The sequence below is a fragment of the Streptomyces sp. NBC_00038 genome (assembly GCF_026343635.1).
Taxonomy (GTDB): Bacteria; Actinomycetota; Actinomycetes; order Streptomycetales; family Streptomycetaceae; genus Streptomyces.
On the sequence record NZ_JAPELQ010000001.1, the window covers coordinates 9,498,225 to 9,522,577 of the forward strand.

Here is a 24,353-nt window from a genome sequence, read left to right on the forward strand (position 1 = left end):
TAACCAGGCAAGTGGTCGGACCACTACGGCTGGAAACCGTGAAAATTTGGCGTCGAGGGGTGTTGTGACCTCGAAGTGGTCTGATAAATATTCGTCGCGGCGGCTGGAGGAGGGACTCTCCGGCCACGCGTCCTGCTCGATCTCGCTCAATGAGGAGCCGTCAGATGCCCGGCAGAACTGTGCGGAACAGGCGAAACTCGTCGCGAGCGGTGCGTGCGGCGGCTGCGGCCGCGTGCGCCACTCTCGTGCTCGGGGCTTGCGGCAGCACCAAGGACACCGTCGCCTCGGGCGGCGGAGATGGCGACGGCACCGGCAAGGTCGGGGTGATCCTGCCCCTGCTGACCTCGCCGTTCTGGCAGTCGTACAACGACTACGTGCCGAAGATGGCGGAGTCCGAGGGCGTGGACGCGCTCAAGACCGTCAACTCCAACAGCGACCCGTCGCAGCAGATCACCGACATCAACAACCAGCTCAACCAGGGCGTGGAGGGCATAGTCGTGGCCCCCCTCGACAGCGCCGCGATCGCCGCGGGCCTGGACCAGGCCGAGCGCAAGGGCGTCCCCGTGGTCGCCGTCGACGTGGCGCCCGAGAAGGGCAAGGTCGCCATGGTCGTACGCGCCAACAACGTGGCGTACGGCGAGAAGGCCTGCGACTACCTCGGTGAGCAGGTCAAGTCGGGCAAGGTCGTGCAGATCATGGGCGACCTGGCGTCCGTCAACGGCCGTGACCGCTCGGAGGCCTTCCGCTCCTGCGTGAAGGAGAAGTACCCGAAGCTGACGGTCCTGGAGATCCCCGCGAAGTGGGAGTCCGACACCGCCGCCTCCAAGCTGGACACCCTCCTGAACGCCAACCCCGACATCAAGGGCATCTACATGCAGGCGGGCGGCGTCTACCTGGCGCCCACCCTGCAGACCCTCAAGTCCAAGGGAATGCTGAAGACGGTCGGCCAGGCGGGCCACATCACCATCGTCTCGAACGACGGCATCCCGCAGGAGTACGACGCCATCCGCAAGGGCCAGATCGACGCCACCGTCTCGCAGCCGGCCGACCTGTATGCCAAGTACGGCATGTACTACATCAAGGCGGCGATGCAGGGGAAGACCTTCAAGCCCGGCCCGACCGACCACGACTCCGAGATCGTCAAGCTGCCCAGCGGCATCCTCGAGGACCAGCTGCCCGCGCCGCTGGTGACCAAGGACAACGTGGACGACTCCTCGCTCTGGGGCAACACGGTCGGATGAGTACACCACTGGTGGAGGCACGGGGGGTGGCCAAGCGGTACGGCCCCACCGTCGCCCTCCAAGACGGTCAACTCGCCGTGTTTCCCGGTGAGTCGCACGCCCTCGTCGGCCGCAACGGCGCGGGCAAGTCCACCCTCGTCACCATCCTCACCGGCCTCCAGGCCCCCGACGAGGGCACGGTCCGCTTCGACGGCGAGCCGGCGCCCGCGCTCGCCGACCGCGACGCCTGGCGCCGCAAGGTGGCCTGCGTCTACCAGAAGCCCACCGTCGTACCGGAGTTGACGGTCGCCGAGAACCTCTTCATCAACCGTCAGCCGACCGGCCGCGGCGGCCTCATCAGCTGGCGCAGGCTGAGGTCCGAGGCCGCGGAGGTCCTGGAGACCTGGGACGTGCACGTCGACCCGGAGGCGCGCACCGCCGACCTCAAGGTCGAGGACCGCCAAATGGTGGAGATCGCACGGGCGTTGAGCTTCGGCGCCCGCTTCATCGTCCTCGACGAGCCGACCGCGCAGCTCGACAACCGCGAGATCGAGCGGCTCTTCACCCGGATGCGCGCACTCCAGGACTCCGGCGTCACCTTCCTGTTCATCTCGCACCACCTCCAGGAGGTGTACGAGGTCTGCCAGACCGTCACTGTCCTGCGCGACGCCCGCTGGATCACCACCGCGCCGGTCGCCGAACTCCCGCGCCCGGCACTGGTGGAGGCCATGGCGGGCGAGGCGATCGCCGAAAGGTCCGTGCAGATCAGGAAGACGGACCGCGAGGCGCCGGTCGTCCTCGACGCCAAGGGGCTCACATCGGAGTCGTACGAGAGCGTCGACCTGACGGTCCGCAGCGGTGAGGTCGTCGGCCTCGCCGGCTCCAGCGGCAGCGGCAAGATCGAGCTGGCCGAGTCCTTCGCCGGACTGCACACGCCCACCGGCGGAAGCGCTCGACTGGACGGCAAGGGGCTCCCGTTCGGTGACGTGCAGGCCACGCTCAAGGCGGGCGTCGGCTTCGTTCCGCGCGACCGGCACGACCAGGGACTCGTCTCCGGGATGACCATCGGCGACAACGCCACCATGACCGTCCTGAACCGTCTCGGCCGCTACGGCTTCATCGGCACCGACCGCAAACGCGGCTTCGCCACCGAGCTGATCGACCGCCTCGACATCCACACCGAAGGCCCCGAGCAGCCCGTCTCCGACCTCTCCGGAGGGAACGCGCAGAAGGTCGTCATGGCCCGCGCCCTCGCATCCGACCCGCGCCTTCTCGTCCTCATCAACCCCACCGCGGGCGTCGACGTGAAGTCCAAGGAGTCCCTGCTGTCACGCATGGACAGCGCCCGCGAGGACGGCACCGCCGTACTCGTCGTCTCCGACGAACTCGACGACCTGCGCCGCTGCGACCGGGTCCTCGTCCTCTTCCACGGCCGCGTCGTCGCCGAGCATCCGGCGGGCTGGCACGACCACGAGCTGATCGCCTCCATCGAAGGAGTGGACCATGGCTGACACGAAGGCCCCGTCGGCCTCGACCGCCACCCCCGTACGCGTGCCCGACCCTCGCGCCGCCAAGACCGTACTGCTCCGCCGGGCCCGCGAACTCGCCCTCGTCCCCGCCCTGTTGCTGCTCGTCATACTCGGCGCGTTCGTCAACGACTCCTTCCTCACCGAGCGCAACCTGATCTCCATCCTGGGCGCCTCCGCGGCGCTCGCCATGGTCGTGCTCGCCGAGTCGCTCGTCCTCATCACCGGCAAGTTCGACCTGTCGCTGGAGTCGGTCGTCGGCATCGCTCCGGCCGTCGGCGCGCTCCTGGTGCTGCCCGCCGCGCAGTCCGGCTGGGGCACGGAGTTCCCCGCCGTGTTCGCCCTCCTCGCGATCCTCGTCGTGGGCGGGGTCGTCGGCGCCTTCAACGGCATCCTGGTCGTGAAGTTCAAGCTCAACGCCTTCATCGTCACCCTCGCGATGCTGATCGTCCTGCGCGGGCTGCTGGTCGGCGCCACCGAGGGCAAGACGCTCTTCGGGATGCCCGACTCGTTCTTCTCGCTGGCCACCACCACGTTCCTGAGCATCCCGATGTCCGTGTGGCTGGCCGCCGTGGCCTTCGGTGTCGCGGGCCTGATCCTCAAGTACCACCGCGTCGGACGCGCCCTGTACGCCATCGGCGGCAACCCGGACGCGGCCCGGGCCGCCGGTATCCGGGTCGAACGCGTGATGCTCGGCGTCTTCGTCGTCGCGGGAGTCCTCGCCGCCGCCGGCGGGATCATGCAGACCGGCTATGTGGGCGCGATCAGCGCCAACCAGGGCAACAACATGATCTTCACGGTGTTCGCGGCCGCGGTCATCGGCGGTATCAGCCTCGACGGCGGCAAGGGCACCATGTTCGGCGCCCTCACCGGCGTCCTGCTGCTCGGCGTCGTCCAGAACCTGCTCACGCTCGCCCAGGTGCCGTCCTTCTGGATCCAGGCCATCTACGGCGGAATCATCCTGGTCGCCCTGATGATCGCCCGCGTCACCACGGGCCGCGCCCAGGACTGACGCCTTAGGGCCGTTCCGAGTCCCGCACGGCCACCGAGGATCCTCTGCCACCGATCGAAAGGCCTTCCGTGTCCCCGACCCCCGCCCGCATCACCGCGGTCGACACCTACGACATCCGTTTCCCCACCTCGCGGGAGCTCGACGGCTCCGACGCGATGAACCCGGACCCCGACTACTCGGCGGCGTACGTCGTGCTGCGCAGTGACGCGGCCGACGGCGTCGAGGGGCACGGCTTCACCTTCACCATCGGGCGGGGCAATGATGTCCAGGTCGCCGCGATCGACGCGCTGCGCGGGCATGTGATCGGACGGTCCGTCGACGAGCTGTGCGCCGACCCGGGCTCGCTGGGCCGTGACCTGATCGGCGACAGTCAGCTGCGCTGGCTCGGCCCCGAGAAGGGCGTGATGCACATGGCGATCGGCGCAGTCGTCAACGCCGTGTGGGATCTGGCGGCCAAGCACGCGAACAAGCCGCTGTGGCAACTGCTCGCCGACGCCGAACCCGAATGGCTGGTACGGCAGGTCGACTTCCGCTACATCACGGACGCGCTCACCCCCGAAGAGGCGCTGGACCTGCTGCGCCGCGGAAAGCAGGGTGCGCAGGACCGTCAGGCCCGGCTCGTCGAGCGGGGCTTCCCCGCCTACACCACGTCACCCGGCTGGCTCGGCTACAGCGACGAGAAGCTCACCCGGCTCGCCGCCGAGGCGGTCGACGACGGCTTCACCCAGATCAAGCTGAAGGTCGGCGCGGACCTGGCGGACGACGTACGCCGCTGCCGGGTCGCCCGTTCCGTGGTCGGCCCGGACATCCGCATCGCGATCGACGCCAACCAGCGCTGGAACGTCGACGAGGCCATCACCTGGACCAAGGCGCTCGCGGAGTTCGAGCCCTACTGGATCGAGGAGCCGACCAGCCCCGACGACGTCCTCGGCCATGCCGCCATCCGCAAGGCCGTCGCACCGGTCAAGGTCGCCACCGGCGAGCACGTCCAGAACCGCATCATCTTCAAGCAGCTCCTCCAGGCCGGCGCCATCGACGTCCTCCAGATCGACGCGGCACGAGTCGGCGGTGTCAACGAGAACCTCGCCATCCTGCTGCTCGCCGCGAAGTTCGGAGTGCCGGTCTGCCCGCATGCGGGCGGCGTCGGTCTGTGCGAACTCGTCCAGCACCTCTCCATGTTCGACTTCGTCGCGCTCTCCGGCACCACCGAGGACCGGGTCATCGAGTACGTCGATCATCTGCACGACCACTTCCTCGCCCCTGTGGTGATCTGCGAGGGTCACTACACGGCACCCACCGCACCGGGCTTCTCGGCCACCATGCGGCCCGAGTCCATCGCGGAGTACACCTTCCCCGACGGCACCTTCTGGGCCGCGGACCTCGCCGAGCAGTCACTCACCGACCCGAAGGGAGCAGCCGCATGACGGACTTCGAGGGGCTCAAGGCGCTTGTCACGGGCGGAGCCTCCGGCATCGGCCGGGCCACCGCCGACCTCCTGGCCGCCCGAGGAGCCCAGGTCGCGGTCCTCGACCTGGACCTGTCGTCCGTCGAGAAGCCGCTCCTCGGCTTTCGCGCCGACGTCACGGACGACGCGTCCGTGCGCGAGGCCGTGGCCGCCGCCGTCGCCGAACTCGGCGGACTCGACGTGCTGGTCAACAACGCGGGCATCGGCGCCGCGGGCACCGTCGAGGACAACGAGGACGAGCAGTGGCACCGCGTCCTGGACGTCAACGTCGTCGGCATGGTCCGTACGGCGCGCGCGGCCCTGCCCCATCTGCGCGCCTCCGCGCACGCGGCGATCGTGAACACCTGCTCCATCGCCGCCACCGCCGGCCTCCCGCAACGCGCCCTGTACTCCGCCTCCAAGGGCGCCGTCCTCTCCCTCACTCTCGCGATGGCCGCCGACCACGTCCGCGAGGGCATCCGCGTCAACTGCGTCAACCCCGGTACGGCGGACACCCCATGGGTCGGCCGACTCCTCGACGCGGCCACCGACCCCGCCGCCGAGCGCGCCGCTCTTGAGGCCCGCCAGCCCAGCGGCCGCCTCGTCTCCGCAGCCGAAGTCGCGGGCGCCATCGCCTACTTGGCGAGCCCCCTGTCCGGCGCCACCACCGGTACGGCCCTCGCCGTCGACGGAGGCATGCAAGGCCTGCGACTGCGTCCGGCGGGCCAGTGAACACCCTCGGCAAGAGCGGCGTCGAGGTCAGCCCCCTGTCCTTCGGCGCCGCCGGCATAGGCAACCTGTTCACGGCGGTCCCCGACGAACAGGCGCAGAAGGCCCTCGACGCCGCCTGGTCGGGCGGCATCCGCTACTTCGACACGGCCCCGCACTACGGCCTCGGCCTCTCCGAGCGGCGCCTCGGCGCGGCCCTGCGCGACCGACCGCGCTCCGAATACACCGTCTCCACCAAGGTGGGCCGACGCCTGGAGCCCGCGAACGAGGTGGACGGCGACGACCTGGCGGACGGTTTCGCCGTGCCCGCCACCCACCACCGCCTCTGGGACTTCAGCGCCGACGGCATACGACGCAGCCTGGACGCCAGCCTCGAACGGCTCGGCCTCGACCGCGTGGACGCCGTCTACCTCCACGACCCGGACGACCACTCCGAGCAGGCCTTCCGCGAGGCGTACCCGGCCCTGGAGAAGCTGCGCGCGGAAGGCGTGGTGGGCGCGATCGGCGCGGGCATGAACCAGACTGAGATGCTGACCCGCTTCCTGCGCGACACGGACGTCGACGTCGTGCTCTGCGCCGGCCGGTACACCCTGCTCGACCATCGGGCGCTGACCGATCTGCTGCCCGCGGCACAGGAACGCGGCCGGTCGGTCGTCATCGGCGGGGCCTTCAACTCCGGCCTGCTTGCGGACCCGAGACCGGGAGCGACGTACAACTACACCGCCGCTCCACCCGAGTTGCTGGACCGCGCCCTGCGCCTCAAGGCCATCGCCGAGCGGCACGGCACGACCCTGCGCGCCGCCGCCCTGGCCTTCCCGGCCGCCCACCCGGCGGTGGCGAGCGTCCTCGTCGGCGCCCGCTCGCCGCACGAAGTCCTGGACTGTGCCGAGCAGTTCGCGAAACCGGTGCCCGCGGACTTCTGGCAGGAACTGCGCGCGGAAGGCCTGCTGCCCTCCGACGCGCCCGTACCCGTACGGGAGCCGTCATGAGAATCGCGCTGCACACCAAGGTCCGCGCGGACCGCATCGCCGAGTACGAAGCCGCCCATCGCAAGGTTCCCGCCGAGCTGACCGCCGCGATCCGCGCCGCCGGGGCCACCTCCTGGACGATCTGGCGCAGCGGCACCGACCTGTTCCACCTCGTGGAGTGCGAGGACTACGGGAAGATGCTCGCCGAACTGGAGAAACTGCCGGTCAACATCGCCTGGCAGGCCAGGATGACGCAGCTCCTCGACGTCGTGCACGACTATTCCGGCGAGGGCGCGGAAGCGAGCCTGCCCGTTGTATGGGAGCTGCCATGACCGTCGACGCCCACCACCACGTCTGGGACCTCTCCGTACGGGACCAGGACTGGATCACCGGGCCCGAACTCCAGTCCCTGAGGCGGAACTTCACCGTCGCGGACCTCGAACCGGAGGCGCGGGCTGCCGGGGTCGACCGCACCGTCCTCGTGCAGACGATCACCGTGGCGGCGGAGACCCCGGAGTTCCTCGCCCTCGCGGCGGAGAGTGAGCTGATCGGGGGAGTGGTGGGATGGACCGACGTGACCGCGCCCGAGGTCGCCGACGAGCTCGCGCGGCTGCGGGAACTGCCGGGCGGCCGGTACCTCAAGGGCATCCGCCATCAGGTGCAGGGTGAACCCGACCCCGAGTGGCTGCTGCGCCCGGACGTCCTACGGGGACTTGCCGCCGTCGCGGAGGCGGGGCTCGTCTACGACCTGATCGTCCAGCCCCACCAACTGCCGTCCTCCGCTGAAGCGGCAGCGGCCCTGCCTGAACTCACCTTCGTGCTGGACCACTTGGGCAAGCCGCCCATCTCCTCCGGCGACCTCGAACCCTGGGCGTCCGGCGTCCGGGCCCTCGCCGCCCTGCCCAACACCGTGTGCAAGCTCTCGGGCATGGTGACGGAGGCGGACCTGGGGAAGTGGACCGTCGACGACCTCCGCCCCTACGCCGACACGGTCCTGGAGGCCTTCGGCCCCGGCCGCCTGATGTTCGGCTCCGACTGGCCGGTGTGCACGCTGGCGGCGACCTACGATCAAGTTGCCGAATCAACACGGGATTTGACCGCAGGTCTCGGAGACGACGAGCGCGATCAGGTCTTCGAGGGCACTGCCACCCGCGTCTACCGTCTCTGAGCCAGGGAGTCGAGCCGCGTCGGTGGCAGGAAGTCGCGCACGTACGTCCGGTGCCAGCACGCGCCCGTCTCCCGCAGCTCGCGCCAGGTCGTGTAGCGGTAGCGGTGGAGGCGGGCGCGGATGTAGCGGGGCGGGGTGTCGGCGGGGAACGGGGAGCGGCGCAGCAGTCGTAGCGTGTCGCGGTCGTTCTCCAGGAGCCGTTCCACGAGACCCGCGAACCAGGATTCGGCGTACGCGGGGGAGAGGGCCGCGAACCACATCATCCAGTCGAGCCGCAGATGGTACGGCGCGAACTGGCGGGGCCAGTACCGCGGATCGCCCGGCTTGCCCTTGAACTCGTACTCCCGCCAGTCCGAGTCCTCCCGGGGCGGGTCGTCCGTGGTGCCCTCCACGACCACCTCGTGGCGCAGCCGGCTGACGCTGCCGAACGCCCCGTAGGTGTTGACCAGATGGAGCGGGTCGAAGGAGCGGTTCATGACCTGGCGCCGGGAGAGCATGTTGCGGACCGGGTGGTAGCCGAGGGCCAGTAGCGCCGTGGCCGCGGCGAGGACCACGACCTCGTACCAGATCGGTGTCCCGGACACGTCCGGCGCGGTGGTGGGGAGTTCGACCGCCGACAGGGCCAGCACGATCGTGATCCAGTTCAGCCAGGAGAAGTTGCCGGACAGGACCAGCCACAGCTGGGTGAGGATCATCAGCGAGGCGGCGGCCGTGGCGATCGGCTGCGGGGTGAACAGCAGGACGGGGACGGCGAGTTGGGTGAAGTGGTTGGCGGCCACCTCGGCCCGGTGGAACGGCTTCGGGAGATGGTGGAAGAACCAGCTCAGCGGGCCCGGCATCGGCTGGGTCTCGTGGTGGTAGTACAGGCAGGTCAGCTTCCGCCAGCACGCGTCGCCCCGCATCTTGATCAGCCCGGCGCCGAACTCGACGCGGAACAGCACCCACCGCAGCAGGAAGAGGACGACGATCGGCGGGGCCACTTCGTCGTTGCCGAGGAAGACGGCGAGGAAGCCCACCTCCAGGAGCAGTGACTCCCAGCCGAACGAGTACCAGGTCTGGCCCACGTTGACGATGGACAGATAGAGCACCCACGGGACCAGCCACAGCAACATGCCGCCCCACAGCGGCAGTAGCGAGTCCAGTCCGGCGATCAGTGCCACCGACACCGCGCAGCCCGCCCAGGACCAGGCCGCGAAGAAGCGGTCCGAGTAGTGCAGTTGGAACACGCTCGGCGCCCGGCGGAACGGCACCCTTGCGACGAAGCGGGAGACCGGCAGCATCCCGCGCTCCCCGATCAGCGCGCGGAACTGCAGCACCGCGCCCAGGAACGCGACGAGGTACACCACGGCGAGCGCCCGCTGGAAGACCAGTCGGCTCAGCCAGTACTCGGGTGCCGTGAACCACTCCACGCCGCACCACTCCTCTCCCTCCCATTGTGACGCTGGGTGACCATCCTCCGCTTGCGTGGTCCAAGTGGGTGACGCAGACAATGGTGGACGAATTGCCCGGGATGGACGGGAGAACACGGTGCGCACACCCACCAGAACCCTCGTCACGGCCTGCGCGCTCTCGGCGGCGTTCCTCGTCGCCGGGTGCGGTGGGGACGACGGCGACAAGGACCAGACGTCCGGCGGATCCAGCGGTGAGCTGTTCCTCGAGCCCGTCGCGGCTCAGGGCTCCGGCCCCTTCACGGACTCCACCGCCGCCTCCACCGCGACCCCGCCCCCCGTCACCCGAACGCAGCAACCGACACCCAAGGGCGGCGCCTCCGCGACACAGGGTGCGCGCAAGCTCTCGGGCTCCACGCCCGGTCTCTACGGCGGCGTCCACTCCGCCGGGAGCTGCGACGTCGAGAAGCAGATCGGCCTGCTCACCGCGGACCGGGCCAAAGCCCGGGCGTTCGCGCAGGTCACCGGCGTTTCGCAGGCCTCGGTCCCGAACTTTCTGCGGGGTCTCACCTCGGTCGTGCTGCGCGCGGACACCCAGGTCACGAACCACGAGTTCAGCGACGGTCGGGCGACCGGCCGACAGTCGGTCCTGCAGGCGGGTACCGCCGTCCTCGTCGACAACCGTGGAGTGCCCCGCGTCCGCTGCGCCTGCGGAAACCCGCTGAGGCCGCCCGTCGAGTCCAAGGGAGCCCCGGGCACCCATGGGCAGGTCTGGTCCGGGTACCGCCCCGGCGAGGTCGTCTTCGTGACCCCGGCGACCACGGTGATCACCAACATCACGATCATCAACATCGTCGACAACGCCTGGATCGAGCGACGCATCGGGGACGACGGCCACCGCCACGACCACGTCGTACGGCCGCCGGACGACTGGACGCGGTCCCCGGAGCCGGAGGACTCCTCCTCGGGCGCCCGTCCGAGGGAGGACGGCACCTGGCCGGACGAGTCGGCGTCCGACTGCGTGACGCCGACCGTGACCGTGACACCGGGGGAGACCGGGGCGCCGGAAGAGACCGAGAGCGCTCCGGGCGATCCGTCCGACCGGGCACCGGACGAGCCCGCGGACTGCGCCACGGCCACCGTCACCGCCCCGCCCACGACGGATCCCGGGAGCACGCCGACCCCCTCGGACGAGAGCACCACCCCGGAGTCGGAGACGGGCACGATCACGCCCGATCAGTCCACACCCGAGATCCCCTCGGCAACGGAAGACTTCTCCACGCCCGAGGAGCCCTCCACCCTCGACGAACCCTCGTCCCCGCTCGACTCGACCACATCGACCACATCGACCGAGGAGGTCGGCCCCGACACCGTCCCGGAAAGCCCCGACCTGCCGGACGGCGGCGGCCTGATTCCCGACGATCCGACCATGTCGGACAGCATCTTCGACGCCGCGACCGACATGTCAGGCAGTTGAGAGCACGCTCGGCCGTGGAGCCCGGCACCGGGCTCCATGGAGGCCGGAGTCGAATAATCGGGCAAATCCTGACAAGGTGGCTCCATGGTTGATCGGGGAGCGAGCGCCCTGTCACTCCCGGACGACTGGCCCGCCCACCCGGATCCGATCCTGGCGCTCAACCGCATGGGCAGCTTCGACTGGGACCTGGACTCCGGTCTGTTCCAGATGGACGCCCAGGCCCACGAGGTCTTCGACGTGCTCCCCGAGGAATACAACGGGCACCCGGAGACCCTGGCCATGCGCGTGCCCCCGCCCGAGGCCATACGCCTCGACACCCTGGTCTCCCAGGCACTCAAGGACGGCAGCGAGAACTACGGCGCCTACTTCCGCATCCGCTGCAGAGACGGCTCCCTGCGCTGGACCCACACCCAGGGCTACATCCGCCGCGACGAGACCGGCAGGCCCCGCAGGATCATCGGCATCGTGCGCGACGCGACGCAGGAGCTGAGCGAGCGGGCGGCACGCCGTGAGCAGGCCGCCCATTTCCAGGCCAGGCGCCAGCAGACGAGCGTCGTGCAGCTCACCACCGCGGCACTCGCCCACGCCCGCACCGTCCAGGACGTCATCGACGTCCTGGAGGACACCCACGGCCTCACCCACCTCGGCGCGACGAGCCTGGTCATGGGCCTGGTGGAGGCCGGCCGCATCAACATGGTCGCCGCGGGCCCCGAGGACAGCTATGTGCCGGGCACCCGGATCACGCGCATCGACGCCCAGTACCCGATGAACGAGGTCGTACGGACCCTCGTGCCGCACTTCATCGAGTCGCCGGAGGAGTTCGCCGAGGCGTACCCCCTGCTGTGGCCGCACATCACCGACCTGAAGATCACCTCGGCCGCATACCTGCCGCTCATCGTGCAGGCTCGGCCCATCGGCGCGATCGGCCTGCTCTACAACGACCGGCACGGCTTCTCCGAGGAGGACCGCAACGTCATCCTCGCGCTCGGCAGCAGCATCGCGCAGAGCCTCCAGCGGGCGATGTTCTACGAGCAGGAGAAGGACCTCGCCAAGGGCCTCCAGCAGGCCATGCTGCCGCGCTCCATCCCCAGCGTGCCCGGCGCCGACATCGCCGTCCGCTACCGCTCCGCCTCCCTCGGCAGGGACATCGGCGGCGACTGGTACGACGTGATCCCGCTGCCCGGCGGCCGCGTCGGCGCCGTCATCGGCGACGTCCAGGGGCACGACACGCACGCCGCCGCGGTCATGGGCCAGCTGCGCATCGTGCTGCGCGCCTACGCCGCCGAGGGCCACACCCCGGCCACCGTGATGGCCCGCGCCTCGGTCTTCCTCAAGGAACTCGACACCGAACGCTTCGCGACCTGCCTCTACGCGGAGGCCGACCCGTCCACCGGCGTCGTCCAGCTGGTCCGGGCAGGCCATATCGACCCCCTGGTCCGGGAGCCCGACGGCACCTGTCGCCGACAGCCCGTCGAAGGAGGCCTGCCGCTCGGCCTGTCCGCCGAGTTCGGCCGCCTCGAATACCCGGTCAGCACCTTCGAGCTCGACCCCGGCCAGACCCTGCTGCTGTACACCGACGGCCTGGTCGAGCAGCCCGGCATCTCCCTCGGCGAAGGCATGCACACCCTCAAGGAACTCGTCAGCACGGGCCCGGACGACGTCCACGACCTGGCCGACCGGCTCATCGAGGTGGCCGAGGAACGCGGGGGCGACGACGACGTCGCGCTGCTGCTCCTGCGCCGCCGCGGCCTCGCCACGCAGCAGACCGGCAGCAGGCTCCAGCAGCATGTCGCGGCCGGCGACCCCGAGGCGCTCGCCGAGGCCCGGCGCATGATCCGAGCCGCCGTCGCCGCCTGGGGTGCCGGAGAGCGCGCCGACGAGATCGAGCTGGTCGCCGACGAACTGATCACCAACGCCCTGCTGCACACCGAGGGCTCCGCCGTCGTCACCCTGCGCGTCCTGACGGGCACCGACCGCAGACTGCGCGCCGAGGTCGAGGACTCCTCCAGCGCCCTGCCGCGCCGCCGCGAGGCCGGGGAGTCCGGCGTCTCGGGCCGCGGCCTCCTCCTCGTCGACCGGCTCACCGACGTCTGGGGCGTGGAGGCTCGCGGCGGCGGCAAAGTCGTGTGGTGCGAGTTCATCGTTCCGGAACGGGACTGACCACCGGTCCACATCGTGTCGCCGGTCCCGGGTGGCACTCTGGACGTATGCCGGAACTGCCCGAGGTCGAAGCGCTGAAGGACTTCCTGGCCGACCACCTCGTCGGCCGTCAGGTCGTGCGCGTGCTGCCCGTCGCCATCAGTGTCCTGAAGACGTACGACCCTCCCGTCACCGCCTTCGAGGGCCGCGAGGTCACGGCCGTGCACCGGCACGGCAAGTTCCTCGACATCGAGGCGGACGGGCTGCACTTCGTGACGCACCTGGCCCGCGCGGGCTGGCTGCACTGGAAGGACACGCTGCCCGACGGCCGGCCCCGCCCCGGCAAGGGCCCGCTCGCACTGCGCGTCGCCCTGGAGACCGGCGAGGGCTTCGACCTCACCGAGGCCGGCACCCAGAAGAAGCTCGCCGTGTACGTCGTACGGGACCCGGCGGAGATCCCCGGCGTCGCCCGGCTCGGCCCCGACCCGCTCGCCGCGGACTTCGACGAGGTGCGGTTCGCCAAGCTGCTGGAGGGCGAGCGGCGCCAACTGAAGGGCGCGCTGCGCGACCAGAGCCTGATCGCGGGTGTGGGCAACGCGTACAGCGACGAGATCCTGCACGCCGCCCGGATGTCGCCCTTCAAGCTCGCCGCCTCGCTGAGCCCCGAGGAGACACGGCGCCTGTACGAGGCGCTGCGCTCCACGCTCACCGAGGCCGTCGAGCGCTCCCACGGAGTGGCGGCCGGGCGCCTGAAGGCGGAGAAGAAGAGCGGACTGCGGGTGCACGGCAGAGCGGGCGAGCCCTGCCCGGTGTGCGGCGACACCATCCGGGAGGTGTCCTTCAGTGACTCCTCGCTGCAGTACTGCCCGACCTGCCAGACGGGCGGGAAGCCGCTCGCGGACCGCCGGATGTCGAAGTTCCTCAAGTAGCCGTCCGCCGAGTGGACTCGGCGTCAGCTTCCGGTGCCGGCCTTGAGTGTCACGAGGCGCTCGCCCTCCGTCGTGCGCACCTCGTACCGGCTGATCTCCTCGGACTGCAACGCGGCGCCGCCCTGCATGCTGGCGGCCTCGCCGTTGGTGTCCCCCTGCGCCATCCAGCTCGTCACCGTCTGCTCGGAACCGTCCTTGCCGATCACGACGAGCTGACAGGCGCGCGGGCCTCCCACGTCCTTGACCTGTACGTCGACCTCACTGCCCCAGACCCGGTCCTCGGACGTGACCTGGGCCCAGACGCCGGTCTCCGTGTCGGTCGTGGCGATCAGGGTGCTCGGTGAGCCGTCCGCCGTCACGATCGCGATCGCCGGACCGCCCGCCGCGAACACCACGGAAGCGGCCACCGCGTACAGCCACCGCCTGCGTCCGGCCCGGTGCCGGTTCGCGACCTCGCCGAGCAGCCGGTCCAGAAGCCGGGGTCCGGGGGCGGCGAAGGGGTGCACGGAGCGCGGAGTGGCCCGGCGGTACAGCATCAACTGCCGTGCCGCAGGCCGGAATTCACTCACATGGGCGGAACACTGAGGACACTCCATGAGGTGATCCTCGAAGCGGAAGGCGTCCGCCTCATTCAGCACGCCGAGCGCGTATGCGCCGACGTCGCGATGCCGTTCCAGGGACCTCATACCGATTACCGAATCCTCGTGGCGATGGTGGTGATGGTGCGGGGTGGGGTGGTGTTGCTGTTGCCCACCGATACGCACCAGACCGCCGGATCGTTCAAGAACCGTTTCGGAAGAGCGGCCAGGACATTCGGAGTGAGAGGGCCCGCGGATTGGTGCGGGCCGGAAAAAGTTTGGAGCTCTGGACGGAGGGTCAGAAAAGATGGATCGCCAGATGCCCCAGCGGCAGTCCCAGCCGCCAGGCCGGCGTCCACACCTTCGGACCGTCGTCCTCGCCCGGAACGGGCCCGCCACCAGGCACGGCGTCCAGATCGGGGGCGAGCAGCTCGGTCTCCTCCAGCCAGCGCCAGGCCGCCGAGGCCAGCTCCAAGTCCGGGTCCGGGGCGCCCGATTCGACGGCCGCGGCCGCGAGTCGCGCCATGTGCTCGCGCACCCAGTCCCGCCACGGCTGGTCGTACGCCGTCAGCGAAAGCCAGGTCTCCAACTGTGTGATGACCCTGATGCCGGAGAGCTCACCGCCGGCGTCGGACAGGAAGATGGTCAGCGCCAGGGCATCCCGCCCGGCGCGGAACTCGAAGGATGTGGGCGGCATCAGGTCGCCGGTCCGCAGCAGTTCGTCGGCGATGTACTCGGCGTACAACCAAGCCATGGGGACGGTGAGTTCACCACCGCCGGTGCCGTCCGTGCTCTCTTGACCTCTGTGCAGCATCCCTTCCGCCTTCCTCCGGTGCGTGCGCGTCGCCCGACCCCGGGTTCCCGTCCGGAACACGGATGAAGACAGCAGATTGCTCAACCATGGTCCTCGGCAGGCGCTTTGCCGAGGCTTGACTCGACCTTTGGTTTCACCGCAGGTCGGCCGCATAGCCCGGCAGTACCCGGCGCAGGGCGCGCAGCGCGTAATACGCGCGAGACTTCACCGTACCGGGCGGAATCCCGAGCGCTGCGGCGGCCTCCGCCACACTCGCCCCCTGGAAGTACACCTGCACCAGGACTTCACGGTGCTCGGGAGTGAGTGTCTTCACAGCCTCCCGCACATCGAGCATCGCCGCGGACCGTTCGGCGTGATCGGCACAGACACGCGCACTTTCCAACACCGCGTCCCCGACCTCCGCGGGCCGCGCCTGACGGGCCCGCCGCGCGTCTATCGCCAGCCGCCGCGCCACGGTGAGCAGCCAGGGCCGTACCGAGTCGAAGTCGTCGGCACGCAGCGCCTCGGGGTGCTGCCAGGCGCGTACGAACGTCTCCTGCACCAGATCCTCGGCGCGCTGCCGGTCGCCGTCGGAGAGTCGCAGCAGCAGCGCGAAGAGGGGCCGGCCGTGATCGCGCTGCAACGCGGCCAGCTCGTGCTCGGCGGTCGTCCCGCGGGTGATGGTGGTGGTTCCGGCCGTCATGGCGTGTATGCCAGCCGGTGCCGCTCCGCGGGGACAGGGTCGGCGCACGGTTCTGCGGTGGGCGGTCGAAGCCGTCGGTGAACGGTGCGGTGAGCGGTTCATCGGGGTCGTGGGTGCTGTCCGTTGCCGGGGGCTCTGCCCCGGACCCCCTGTTCGCCCGAAGGGCTCGTCCTCGAACGCCGGACGGGCTGAAGGTGTGCGTCGCTCCTTGACTCCTGGCTGCTCGTGTACGTGGATTCTGTCACTTCATAGGTAAATATGACTAAAGCGAGGTTGGGTATGATCCCACGCCGGCGACAGACCACCCTGGCCCTCGCGGCCGTCCTCGTCGTAACGGGCTGTCAGGCCGCCCAGAACCCGCCGACCCCCCGGCCGAGCGGCCGGCCCGCGGCACCCTCCGACCCCCTCGGATTCACCCTCGTCGCCTCCGGTGACGTACTGCCGCACACCTCGATCATCGAGCGGGCGCAGGCGGACGCGGGCGGCAACGGATACGACTTCCGGCCGATGCTCGCGGGCGTTGAGCCCGTCGTGTCCGGCGCGGGTCTGGCGATCTGTCACATGGAGACCGTGTACGGCGCGGACGGCGACTACACGGGCTACCCGACCTTCAAGTCCCCGCCGCAGGTGGCCGAGGGGCTCGCCGCGACCGGCTACGACGCCTGCTCCACCGCCTCCAACCACACCCTGGACGACGGAGCCGCAGGGATCCAGCGCACCCTGGACGCGCTCGACCGCGCGGGTGTGCGGCACGCCGGATCGGCGCGTACGGAGGCCGAGAGCGGCGCCACGATGATGCGGGCGGGCAGCGCCGAGGTCGCACATCTCGCGTACACGTACGACACGAACGGCATTCCACTTCCGCAGGGACAGCCCTGGGCCGTCAACCTCATCGACCCCGACAGGATCGTTGCGGACGCCCGGGCGGCACGGAAGGCGGGCGCCGACGTGGTCGTCGTGTCCCTGCACTGGGGCACCGAATGGCAGGACGAGCCGGACGAGCGGCAACTGACGCTGAGCAAGCAGCTGACCGCCTCCCGCACCGAGGGGCGGCCCGACATCGACCTCATCCTCGGCACGCACGCCCATGTTCCGCAGGCGTACGAGAAGGTCAACGGCACCTGGGTCGTCTACGGCATGGGGGACCAGATCGCCGGCGAGATGACCAACTACCAGGGCGTCCGGGATCCGCGGGGCAACGAAGGCACCATCGGCCGCTTCACCTTCGCCCCTCCCGCGCGCCAGGGCGCCCGGTGGGAGGTGAAGAAGGCCGAGTTCATCCCGCAGGCCTTCGACCTCGACGCCGGTCGCGTGGTCAACCTCAACGCCGCCCTGGCGCAGGGGGCCGACCTCGCCGGTGTACGCGACCGGATCCGCTCCGTCGTCCTCAGCCGCGGCGCGGCCAAGGACGGCCTCGTCATGGGGGAGTAGCCCCGCGCACTCCGGCCCGGGGCGTCCGACACGCCGTAACCGCTACGGCACTACCGTGACCGGCCAGCGCCCCGCCTTGACCAGCCGGATCGCCACGGACCCGATGATCCGGTGCCCCGCCTGCTCGGAGGCGCCGACCACCACGGCGTCCGCCTTGAGCTGGTCCGCCGCCGCCACCAGTCCGTTGTACGGGTCGCCGCGGAAGGTGTGGAACTCCCAGCGCACCTCGAATATGCCCTTGAGCTTCTCGGCGGCGTCCCGGATCTGGGCGACCAGGTCCTCGGCGATCTCGTCCGTCGTCTCGGCGATCGGCACTCCGAGCGCCGCGCCCGCCGCCATCACGGGCTGGACATAGACGATGGCGAGCAGTGCGTGCTGCCGTCGGGCCAGACCCCCCGCGTACGATGCCGCGCGCATCGAGGAGTCGGAGCCGTCCACGCCGACGACGATGACCTTGGGGCCGTCCGTTCCTCGCTCGAACTGATGCGAGTGCTGCTGTTCCGTCACACCTGTGAGGCTATCGGAACCCCCAGGTCCGGGAGGCGCACGGGCACGGTCGGCCGGGATGCCCCGAATTCCCGGGTCTGTTGGTGTGCCGCCGCCGATTTGGTCCAGGTGGGTGCTTTCGTGGGCCCGCACCGGTGTTGCTGAGCTGCGACGCCCCTCAACTGGGTGACTGATGAATCATGAAAAAGGATCAGCTGCTTAATCGGCGCCGGGCGTTGATCGCCGGTGCCGCCGTCCTGGGGGCGGCCGGTGCCGCGGGCACGGCCCACGTCCTCAGCACCGAACCGGCCACACACCCGGTACGCAGTGCCCCGCCCGCCGCGGGTCCGCAGGCACGCCGTGCCCTCAAGCCCTCCGCCTACCGTCTCCAGCCCATGACGGGATACGGCCCGCCGCGCGCCGCGTCCGCGCGGACCCTCGTCCGCCACGAGCCGTTCCTGCGCATGTCCGGGCGTGGCCGCCGGATGGTGCTGACCTTCGACGACGGCCCCGATCCGCGCTACACCCCGGACATCCTGAGCACCCTGCGCGAGTACGACGTGCACGCGATGTTCTTCGTGTGCGGGGAGATGGCCGTCGACAACAAGGACCTGCTGCGCGAGATGGCCGACGACGGACACACCGTCGGCAACCACACCTGGTCCCATCCGCTGCTGACCAAGCTCTCGCGCTCGGCGATCCACGCCGAGATGGAGCGCACCTGCGAGGTCATCGACGACGCCTTCGGTGAGCCGCCCGGCTGGTTCCGCGCGCCCTACGGGGCCTGGAACCGGGCGGCCTTCCAGCTCGGCGCCGAACTGGGGATGGAACCGCTGGCCTGGACGGTCGACACGCTCGACTGGACGTCCCCGGGCACCCGCACCATCGTCGACCGGGTCGAGGACGGTGCCGCTCCGGGCGTCGTGGTGCTGTCCCACGACGCGGGCGGCGACCGCTCCCAGAGCGTTCGGGCGCTGCGCGACTATCTGCCCCAACTGCTCGATTCCGGCTACCACATCACCGTGCCGCGACGGCAGTTCGCTTAGATCTCACGGGCTTTCGCCCGCCCGGCCGGGAAGCGCTCAGCGAACCTCGGCCAGGCGGGCGAACACGACGACGTTTCCGTCGTAGCCGTGCTGCTTGGAGAAACCGCCCCCGCAGGTGATGACCCGCAATTCGGGGGCTCCCTTGCTGCCGTACACGCGGTCTCCGGGGAAGTTGTTCTTCTCGAAGACCTCGATGCCGTAGATCTCGAATACGGCGGTCTTCCCGTCCTTGCGCTGCACCTCGATCCGGTTTCCCTTTTTGAGCGCCCCGAGCCCGTAGAAGACGGCGGGTCCGTGCATGTTGTCCACATGGCCGTCGATCACGGCCGTGCCCTTCTCGCCGGGTGAGACGGCGCCGGTGAACCAGCCCGCGAGATTCGGGTCGTCCGGCGGTGGTGCGTCGACCCACCCGTCCATGTCCAGGCCCACCGGCAGGACCGGAGCGTCGACCCGGATCGCCGGGATCCTGACCCGGTCGGCCACCGAGTACGGCAGCGGGGTCGGCAGATTCGAGAAGGTGCCGCCCGGCGCGCGGCTGCTGTCGGCCGCCGCCGCCGAAGCGGGCTGCGGCGGGCCCACGTCGAACTCACCGGAACCATTCCGAATGAGCGCGAGGCCGGTCAGCAGAACAAGCGCTATCACGCCCCACGGGGCGCGCTTCTTCCGCCGCTCCTCCTCTTCGGCCAGCTCGGACGCAGACATTTGCAATCCCCTCTCGACGCGGCCGTCACCGCGTCCGTCGCGCATACGAGAACGCTAAGTGCAGCACGCCCGGCGGGCGACGGGGCAAAGGCGAACGGGTGGTGGAGTACGCCCTTCGTGAGCCATCCGAGTTGCCGAGGCCAGGAATTTTCTGACGGTCCGTGACCTGCGGCAATATCCGATTGTGTGGAATTCTCTCGGCGTGTCTTCTCACCAGTACGGACCATTCTCGAAATGCGGCCCTGTGCACGGCATCTGAGGGTCTGTCTGGGAGGCGCTTTCTCGCCGATCGACCGGGGACGGTTCCCGGGGCGTCTTCCGCGGAGGATCACATGCGTACTTCTCGTGCTCTGGCGGTCAGTGCCGCCGCGGTCGCCGCGGTGGGGCTCGCCGCGCCGATGGCCGCGGCGTGGAACAACCCGAGCAACATCGTCGCGATGCCCAGCGTCATCGCCAGCGGCGGTCAACTGACCGTGACCGTCGACGGCTGCCCCACCGGCGGCACCATGACCTCGCCCGCCTTCCGGCAGGCGACCCTCTCCCGGATCACCGGCAGCAACGAGACATCGAGCGGGACGGCGACCATCGACCGGAACGCCCGCCCCGGCTCGTACGACATCTCGGTCAACTGCAACGGGACGGGCACCCTGACCCGTCCCGCGGCCTTCACCGTCATCGGTGGTGTCCGCGGTGGTCTCGGCGGCAGCAGCTCCAGCGGTGCCACACCCACCGACATGGCGATCGGCGGCGGTCTTGTGGCCGCCGCAGCCGTCGGTGGCGGGGTGTTCTGGATGCGGCGCCGGTCAGAGAAGAGGATCTGACCGGCCCTCCGTTCCGGAGACTTCGGAGACCGCACGTGACAGCCCTTCGCCCCGGACCCTCTCTGGAGGGTCCGGGGCGAAGGGCTGTGCGGCGTGCCCTGCGGTGCCGTCAGGAGTCGTCGGTCGCGCCACGGCGGCGCGACATGTGCCACGCCGCTCCGACGGAACCCGCGATGAGCGCGGCCCCCAGCCCGATCTCCTTGAGGTCGAAGCCGCCGATGGTGCCGCCGACACCGGCCCTGACGCCCCGCTGCACGGGGACGGGGTAGTCCGTCTGATTGCCGGGCCGGCCGGTGGCGATGGTGAGATCCGTGTGACCGCTCACGCCGTCACACGTGAACGTGACCTCGTACACGGCCCCCGGTTTGGCGTCCCAGTCGACCGTGGCCGTGGCCGAGGACTGACCCTTCGGGATGTTGACGGTGTCGAAGACGCCCGAGGTGACCGTGGCGCGCCCCTGGCAGCCCCCGTCTCTCTTGAGCAGCAGTGAGACCTGGCCGCCGGCGGCGATGGTCGACGGCTGCACGCTGAAGCCGAACGGGGTGATGTTGTTGTTCTCGTCGCCGGCGAAGGCGGCGGGTGCGGTGAAGGTCAGGGCGGTCAAGCCCAGCAGAGCGGCCGAAGCGACGCATATCGCGCGCATGGTGAGCCTCCAGGTCCCCGAGGAGCCTTGCTGCGGACCTTTTCCGCTTGCGCCAGAAATGCACCTCGATGATCGAAACGCTAGGAAAGGCTGAGCGCGGGCGCGATCGCAGTCGCGCGAATGGGGCAACCGTGTGGGCCGCACAGGGGACGGAGTGCGTGCAGTCGGGGGACGGACGCGGCGTGGCACCCGTCCCCCGGCCGGGGAGCCCTGTCCCGGAGCGCCTGTTGAGGGTCCGTCAACCGGGAAGGTTGGGGAACAGCGCCGTGAACGGTTCCGCCGAGGCCGTGATCCCCCTGCTGTAGGGCGCGTCGAAGTCCCAGATCAGGAAGAGCAGGAAGGCGATCAGCGAGGAGAAGAGCCCGGCGAGGATCAGTTCACGCGTGGTGCGCCGGATCTGCAGCGCGAAGACCATCCCCACGGTGACCACGCCCCCGCTGATCAGCCCGAACCACACCACGCCCGGCATGGTCGCCCCCGTCGAGTCGGCGCGCGAGCTCCGCGCGGCGGCGGCCACGGTGACCTGGTCGACCAGGGGCTGGTACGCCTGGGCCTCGAAGTCCGTCGTCGGCTCGTAGTCGGTGACGTCCGCGCGGATGCGCTCGAAGAGCCGGCCGCCCTTGACGGTCACTCGGCCCTGGTCCGACATGGTCTTCCACTCGGTGGTGACGACGTAGCCGACGTACGAGTCGATGTCGCCGCGGATCCGCTCCTGCACATCGGGCGGGTAGACGCGGACCCGCTCCGAGATCTCGTGCAGGGCCTGGGCCTCGGTCTGCACATGGTCCTGTGCGACGCCGCGGGCCTCCCAGACTCCGGCGATGGCCAGGCCGAGGACGATGGCGTAAACCACGCCGATCATCATCGTCATGTACTCGATCACGTCCGGAGTCTCGGACGGATCCTCGTCCGCGCGGGCCGTGCGATGACGTACGAGGGCCACGATGAGGACGACGACACACGCCGCCCCCATCGCGAGGGCGAGAACAAGCCATTCCGACAAGGATGCCTCCAGAAATCAGCGCGGGCGCAGCGCCGCGACGGCGAGCACCGCGGGCGCGGTGATCAGCAGGGTGAGAGAGACCAGGGACGGTCCGTCGCGGGGCGGATGCCGCCGCGCCCGGGCGTGGTACGCCGGATAACTCACCGGGGACGGCGACGGCTTGGGGCGCGCACTCGGAGTGGGCGTCGGCGTAGGCGTCGGCGTAGGTGTCGGCTCAGGCTTCGGCACGGGCTTCGGCGCGACGGGCCGTGGCGCCGGTGCCGGGGGAGGCGGGGGTGGGGGCGGAGGTGGCGGCGGTTCAGGTGCCGGCGTGGGCGTGGGCGTCGGCGTGGGCTTGGGGGGAGGCGTGGGCTTGGGGGTCGGTGTCGGGGTGGGCGTCGGCGGGGGAGGCGTCGGGCTCGGGCTGCAGTAGCCGTCGCCGGCGACCGCCACTGCCTCGGTGCCGTCCGGGCCGACGGAGGCGTACGCGCAGGCGTCGGCGACCGCCGGTCCCCCCGAGGCTCCGCCGAGGATCCAGGCCAGCGTCATCAGCGCCACTACCCGTATGACGAGGGGCGATCGGGTCCGTTTGGGTCTATGCACGACGGTGATCATCGGTCGTCCCGCGCCCGCGTACGCGGTAGTGACAGGCGGTTGCCCCGAACGGAGGACGTTTGTGTCCGGGCCGTTTGACGGGCTGAGCGGGAAACGCCACTGGAAGGGAACGGGCGTGCGATCCGTGTGGCGGCCCTCGGGTCACAGGATTCGGAAAGATTTTTGTGAGGTGGTTGAACACTCCCGCCACTCCCGCCCGTACCTAAGGCCATGCGCGGCGCAGCAGAGCGCTGCAACATCTTTGCCAACAGCGGGAGTTACCAAATGAAGACCTCCTGGCGGAGCGCCTCGCTCGTAGCGACAGCTGCGGCCATGCTGGCGCTCACGACGGCGTGCGGTCAGGAACAGGGCACCTCGACCGTGGGCCAGAACGTGGGCGCCACCGCGGCTGCGGGGGACTACGGACTGTCCACTCCAAGCCCTGCCGGGGTCGGCGCCGAGGCCGCTACCCAGGGGAAATCCGCCGGTGCGCTCGCCGTTGCTGAGAACGCGAAGCTCGGCGAACTCCTCACCGACAGCGCCGGGATGACCCTTTACCGCTTCGACAAGGACACGGCCGAGCCGCCGAAGTCGACCTGTGAGGGCGACTGCGCCACGGCGTGGCCGCCGGTTCCGGCCGACGGGGCCGCGGCCGCCACCGGTGTGGACGCGGCGCTGCTCGGCGAGGTCACCAGGCCTGACGGCAGCAAGCAGCTGACCGTCGGTGGCTGGCCGATGTACCGGTACGCGAAGGACACGAAGGCCGGTGACACTCTTGGCCAGGCCGTGGGCGGCACTTGGTACGCGTCGGCGCCCGATGGCAAGAAGGCGACCCTGGCCGACCTGCCCGGCCTGTCGACACGCAAGGACGCCAAGCTCGGCGAGATCGTCGTCGACAAGAACGGCATGACGGTCTACCGGTTCACCAAGGACACGGCCTGGCCCGACTCGATCTCCGCCTGCACCGGCGCCTGCCTGGAGAAGTGGCCTGCGATCGCGCCGGTCGAGGAGGCCGACATCAAGGGCCTCAACATCGACTCGGACGGCCTCATGCCCTTCACTCGGGACGACGGCATCAAGCAGATGGCCCTCGACTGCTGGCCGATCTACACCTTCACCGGTGACGAGGCTCCCGGAGACACCAACGGTCAGGGTGTGGGCGGCACTTGGTACGCCGTCTCGCCCGACGGAAAGCTGGTCGGCGCGCCGAAGCAGTAGATAGATCACCTCCCCAGGGTTGATCGCCTCACCCGGACGGCAACGAACGCGGAAGGGAGTGGACACAGACAGGCCAGTGTGCCGGACCAACGAAAAAGCGCGCGCGACCCAGGTCCGCTCCCTCCGCACCGCACGGAGGGAGCGGGCCCCTTGGCGTACCCGGGCGGGGGAATCCTCGGCGACTCTTCGTAACCTCCGGGAGCTTTTTGCAATGCTTCGGAGCGATTTCACGGTTACAGCGGAGGGCGTTGTTCCAAGGCCGTTCACAGGGAGCCAATTCGGCACTTGCCGGAGGCAGTGACCGGGAACGGACGGTCAATTTCCGTTTTGGCTCGCTCCTTTGGCGGGCGATCAGT

Annotated in this window: 24 protein-coding genes; 15 read left to right on the forward strand and 9 right to left on the reverse strand. The window is 70.0% G+C overall.

The features are described from left to right. The first annotated feature begins 164 nt into the window (after positions 1-164). The 8 genes from OG219_RS42410 (at position 165) to OG219_RS42445 (ending at position 8,067) form a co-directional block, all read left to right on the forward strand. Positions 165-1,241, forward strand: a complete 1,077-nt coding sequence (locus OG219_RS42410; protein WP_266835827.1) for a sugar ABC transporter substrate-binding protein — start codon at positions 165-167, stop codon at positions 1,239-1,241. Next, the gene (locus tag OG219_RS42415) at positions 1,238-2,731 is read left to right on the forward strand and encodes a sugar ABC transporter ATP-binding protein (RefSeq protein WP_266835828.1); all 1,494 of its coding nucleotides are present in this window, start codon (positions 1,238-1,240) and stop codon (positions 2,729-2,731) included. The genes OG219_RS42410 and OG219_RS42415 overlap by 4 nt, the downstream gene beginning before the upstream one ends. After that, on the forward strand, positions 2,724-3,758 hold the full coding sequence (locus OG219_RS42420; protein WP_266835829.1) for an ABC transporter permease: 1,035 nt from the start codon (positions 2,724-2,726) through the stop codon (positions 3,756-3,758). Before OG219_RS42415 ends, OG219_RS42420 begins: the two co-directional genes overlap by 8 nt. A gap of 68 nt (positions 3,759-3,826) precedes the next feature. Continuing rightward, entirely contained in the window at positions 3,827-5,182 is a 1,356-nt protein-coding gene (locus tag OG219_RS42425; RefSeq protein ID WP_266835830.1) for an L-fuconate dehydratase, read from the forward strand. Then, positions 5,179-5,934, forward strand: coding sequence for an SDR family NAD(P)-dependent oxidoreductase (locus tag OG219_RS42430; protein WP_266835831.1), 756 nt, complete (start codon positions 5,179-5,181; stop codon positions 5,932-5,934). Before OG219_RS42425 ends, OG219_RS42430 begins: the two co-directional genes overlap by 4 nt. Further along, positions 5,931-6,920, forward strand: a complete 990-nt coding sequence (locus OG219_RS42435; protein ID WP_266835832.1) for an aldo/keto reductase — start codon at positions 5,931-5,933, stop codon at positions 6,918-6,920. Before OG219_RS42430 ends, OG219_RS42435 begins: the two co-directional genes overlap by 4 nt. Then, the gene (locus tag OG219_RS42440) at positions 6,917-7,231 is read left to right on the forward strand and encodes an L-rhamnose mutarotase (protein WP_266835833.1); all 315 of its coding nucleotides are present in this window, start codon (positions 6,917-6,919) and stop codon (positions 7,229-7,231) included. The genes OG219_RS42435 and OG219_RS42440 overlap by 4 nt, the downstream gene beginning before the upstream one ends. Further along, complete coding sequence (locus tag OG219_RS42445; protein ID WP_266835834.1) at positions 7,228-8,067, forward strand: amidohydrolase; 840 nt, start codon at positions 7,228-7,230, stop codon at positions 8,065-8,067. The genes OG219_RS42440 and OG219_RS42445 overlap by 4 nt, the downstream gene beginning before the upstream one ends. Here OG219_RS42445 and OG219_RS42450 read toward each other — a convergent pair. Then, positions 8,055-9,476, reverse strand: coding sequence for a lipase maturation factor family protein (locus tag OG219_RS42450; RefSeq protein ID WP_266835835.1), 1,422 nt, complete (start codon positions 9,474-9,476; stop codon positions 8,055-8,057). The two genes, OG219_RS42445 and OG219_RS42450, sit on opposite strands and share 13 nt — an antisense overlap. A gap of 118 nt (positions 9,477-9,594) precedes the next feature. Between OG219_RS42450 and OG219_RS42455 the strand changes: the two genes are divergently transcribed. From OG219_RS42455 to OG219_RS42465, 3 genes are all read left to right on the forward strand, one after another. Then, positions 9,595-10,932, forward strand: coding sequence for a DUF6777 domain-containing protein (locus OG219_RS42455; protein ID WP_266835836.1), 1,338 nt, complete (start codon positions 9,595-9,597; stop codon positions 10,930-10,932). A gap of 84 nt (positions 10,933-11,016) precedes the next feature. After that, on the forward strand, positions 11,017-13,092 hold the full coding sequence (locus OG219_RS42460) for a SpoIIE family protein phosphatase (RefSeq protein ID WP_266835837.1): 2,076 nt from the start codon (positions 11,017-11,019) through the stop codon (positions 13,090-13,092). A gap of 47 nt (positions 13,093-13,139) precedes the next feature. Then, entirely contained in the window at positions 13,140-14,000 is an 861-nt protein-coding gene (locus OG219_RS42465) for an Fpg/Nei family DNA glycosylase (protein WP_266835838.1), read from the forward strand. Positions 14,001-14,023: 23 nt separating this feature from the next. Here OG219_RS42465 and OG219_RS42470 read toward each other — a convergent pair whose 3' ends face one another. From OG219_RS42470 to OG219_RS42480, 3 genes are all read right to left on the reverse strand, one after another. Continuing rightward, the gene (locus OG219_RS42470; RefSeq protein ID WP_266835839.1) at positions 14,024-14,686 is read right to left on the reverse strand and encodes an anti-sigma factor; all 663 of its coding nucleotides are present in this window, start codon (positions 14,684-14,686) and stop codon (positions 14,024-14,026) included. 190 nt (positions 14,687-14,876) lie between these two features. Beyond that, positions 14,877-15,392, reverse strand: a complete 516-nt coding sequence (locus tag OG219_RS42475) for a hypothetical protein (RefSeq protein ID WP_266835840.1) — start codon at positions 15,390-15,392, stop codon at positions 14,877-14,879. A 133-nt stretch (positions 15,393-15,525) separates the two neighbouring features. Beyond that, on the reverse strand, positions 15,526-16,074 hold the full coding sequence (locus OG219_RS42480; RefSeq protein WP_266835841.1) for a sigma-70 family RNA polymerase sigma factor: 549 nt from the start codon (positions 16,072-16,074) through the stop codon (positions 15,526-15,528). A 279-nt stretch (positions 16,075-16,353) separates the two neighbouring features. Between OG219_RS42480 and OG219_RS42485 the strand changes: the two genes are divergently transcribed. Continuing rightward, positions 16,354-17,505: a CapA family protein gene (locus OG219_RS42485; RefSeq protein ID WP_266835842.1), complete on the forward strand. Its 1,152-nt coding sequence runs from the start codon at positions 16,354-16,356 to the stop codon at positions 17,503-17,505. A gap of 42 nt (positions 17,506-17,547) precedes the next feature. Here the strand turns inward: OG219_RS42485 and OG219_RS42490 are convergent, their stop codons facing one another. Next, the gene (locus tag OG219_RS42490) at positions 17,548-18,012 is read right to left on the reverse strand and encodes a universal stress protein (RefSeq protein WP_266835843.1); all 465 of its coding nucleotides are present in this window, start codon (positions 18,010-18,012) and stop codon (positions 17,548-17,550) included. 179 nt (positions 18,013-18,191) lie between these two features. Between OG219_RS42490 and OG219_RS42495 the strand changes: the two genes are divergently transcribed. Beyond that, on the forward strand, positions 18,192-19,037 hold the full coding sequence (locus OG219_RS42495; RefSeq protein ID WP_266835844.1) for a polysaccharide deacetylase family protein: 846 nt from the start codon (positions 18,192-18,194) through the stop codon (positions 19,035-19,037). A gap of 36 nt (positions 19,038-19,073) precedes the next feature. Here the strand turns inward: OG219_RS42495 and OG219_RS42500 are convergent, their stop codons facing one another. Continuing rightward, the gene (locus OG219_RS42500; RefSeq protein ID WP_266835845.1) at positions 19,074-19,739 is read right to left on the reverse strand and encodes a class F sortase; all 666 of its coding nucleotides are present in this window, start codon (positions 19,737-19,739) and stop codon (positions 19,074-19,076) included. 332 nt (positions 19,740-20,071) lie between these two features. On the opposite strand from OG219_RS42500, the gene OG219_RS42505 reads away from it, so the two are divergent. Continuing rightward, complete coding sequence (locus OG219_RS42505; protein ID WP_266472355.1) at positions 20,072-20,560, forward strand: hypothetical protein; 489 nt, start codon at positions 20,072-20,074, stop codon at positions 20,558-20,560. A gap of 109 nt (positions 20,561-20,669) precedes the next feature. Here the strand turns inward: OG219_RS42505 and OG219_RS42510 are convergent, their stop codons facing one another. The 3 genes from OG219_RS42510 to OG219_RS42520 all read right to left on the reverse strand — a co-directional run bounded on the left by OG219_RS42510 (position 20,670) and on the right by OG219_RS42520 (position 22,788). After that, the gene (locus OG219_RS42510; protein WP_266835846.1) at positions 20,670-21,203 is read right to left on the reverse strand and encodes a hypothetical protein; all 534 of its coding nucleotides are present in this window, start codon (positions 21,201-21,203) and stop codon (positions 20,670-20,672) included. Between the two features lie 238 nt (positions 21,204-21,441). Beyond that, positions 21,442-22,206, reverse strand: a complete 765-nt coding sequence (locus tag OG219_RS42515; RefSeq protein ID WP_266835847.1) for a DUF4239 domain-containing protein — start codon at positions 22,204-22,206, stop codon at positions 21,442-21,444. A 15-nt stretch (positions 22,207-22,221) separates the two neighbouring features. Then, the gene (locus OG219_RS42520) at positions 22,222-22,788 is read right to left on the reverse strand and encodes a hypothetical protein (RefSeq protein ID WP_266835848.1); all 567 of its coding nucleotides are present in this window, start codon (positions 22,786-22,788) and stop codon (positions 22,222-22,224) included. A 276-nt stretch (positions 22,789-23,064) separates the two neighbouring features. Between OG219_RS42520 and OG219_RS42525 the strand changes: the two genes are divergently transcribed. Continuing rightward, positions 23,065-23,997, forward strand: a complete 933-nt coding sequence (locus OG219_RS42525) for an SCO0930 family lipoprotein (protein ID WP_266835849.1) — start codon at positions 23,065-23,067, stop codon at positions 23,995-23,997. The last annotated feature ends 356 nt before the right edge of the window (positions 23,998-24,353 follow it).

Excerpts from the sequence above, each read along its gene's own strand:
- OG219_RS42525 (WP_266835849.1), top strand. The coding sequence starts at position 23,065 with ATGAAGACCTCCTGGCGGAGCGCCTCGCTCGTAGCGACAGCTGCGGCC.
- OG219_RS42510 (WP_266835846.1), bottom strand. The coding sequence starts at position 21,203 with ATGCGCGCGATATGCGTCGCTTCGGCCGCTCTGCTGGGCTTGACCGCC.
- OG219_RS42500 (WP_266835845.1), bottom strand. The coding sequence starts at position 19,739 with ATGTCTGCGTCCGAGCTGGCCGAAGAGGAGGAGCGGCGGAAGAAGCGC.
- OG219_RS42445 (WP_266835834.1), top strand. The coding sequence starts at position 7,228 with ATGACCGTCGACGCCCACCACCACGTCTGGGACCTCTCCGTACGGGAC.
- OG219_RS42485 (WP_266835842.1), top strand. The coding sequence starts at position 16,354 with ATGATCCCACGCCGGCGACAGACCACCCTGGCCCTCGCGGCCGTCCTC.
- OG219_RS42420 (WP_266835829.1), top strand. The coding sequence starts at position 2,724 with ATGGCTGACACGAAGGCCCCGTCGGCCTCGACCGCCACCCCCGTACGC.
- OG219_RS42415 (WP_266835828.1), top strand. The coding sequence starts at position 1,238 with ATGAGTACACCACTGGTGGAGGCACGGGGGGTGGCCAAGCGGTACGGC.
- OG219_RS42460 (WP_266835837.1), top strand. The coding sequence starts at position 11,017 with ATGGTTGATCGGGGAGCGAGCGCCCTGTCACTCCCGGACGACTGGCCC.
- OG219_RS42440 (WP_266835833.1), top strand. The coding sequence starts at position 6,917 with ATGAGAATCGCGCTGCACACCAAGGTCCGCGCGGACCGCATCGCCGAG.
- OG219_RS42410 (WP_266835827.1), top strand. The coding sequence starts at position 165 with ATGCCCGGCAGAACTGTGCGGAACAGGCGAAACTCGTCGCGAGCGGTG.
- OG219_RS42470 (WP_266835839.1), bottom strand. The coding sequence starts at position 14,686 with ATGAGGTCCCTGGAACGGCATCGCGACGTCGGCGCATACGCGCTCGGC.
- OG219_RS42480 (WP_266835841.1), bottom strand. The coding sequence starts at position 16,074 with ATGACGGCCGGAACCACCACCATCACCCGCGGGACGACCGCCGAGCAC.
- OG219_RS42495 (WP_266835844.1), top strand. The coding sequence starts at position 18,192 with ATGAAAAAGGATCAGCTGCTTAATCGGCGCCGGGCGTTGATCGCCGGT.
- OG219_RS42475 (WP_266835840.1), bottom strand. The coding sequence starts at position 15,392 with ATGCTGCACAGAGGTCAAGAGAGCACGGACGGCACCGGCGGTGGTGAA.
- OG219_RS42465 (WP_266835838.1), top strand. The coding sequence starts at position 13,140 with ATGCCGGAACTGCCCGAGGTCGAAGCGCTGAAGGACTTCCTGGCCGAC.
- OG219_RS42430 (WP_266835831.1), top strand. The coding sequence starts at position 5,179 with ATGACGGACTTCGAGGGGCTCAAGGCGCTTGTCACGGGCGGAGCCTCC.
- OG219_RS42505 (WP_266472355.1), top strand. The coding sequence starts at position 20,072 with ATGCGTACTTCTCGTGCTCTGGCGGTCAGTGCCGCCGCGGTCGCCGCG.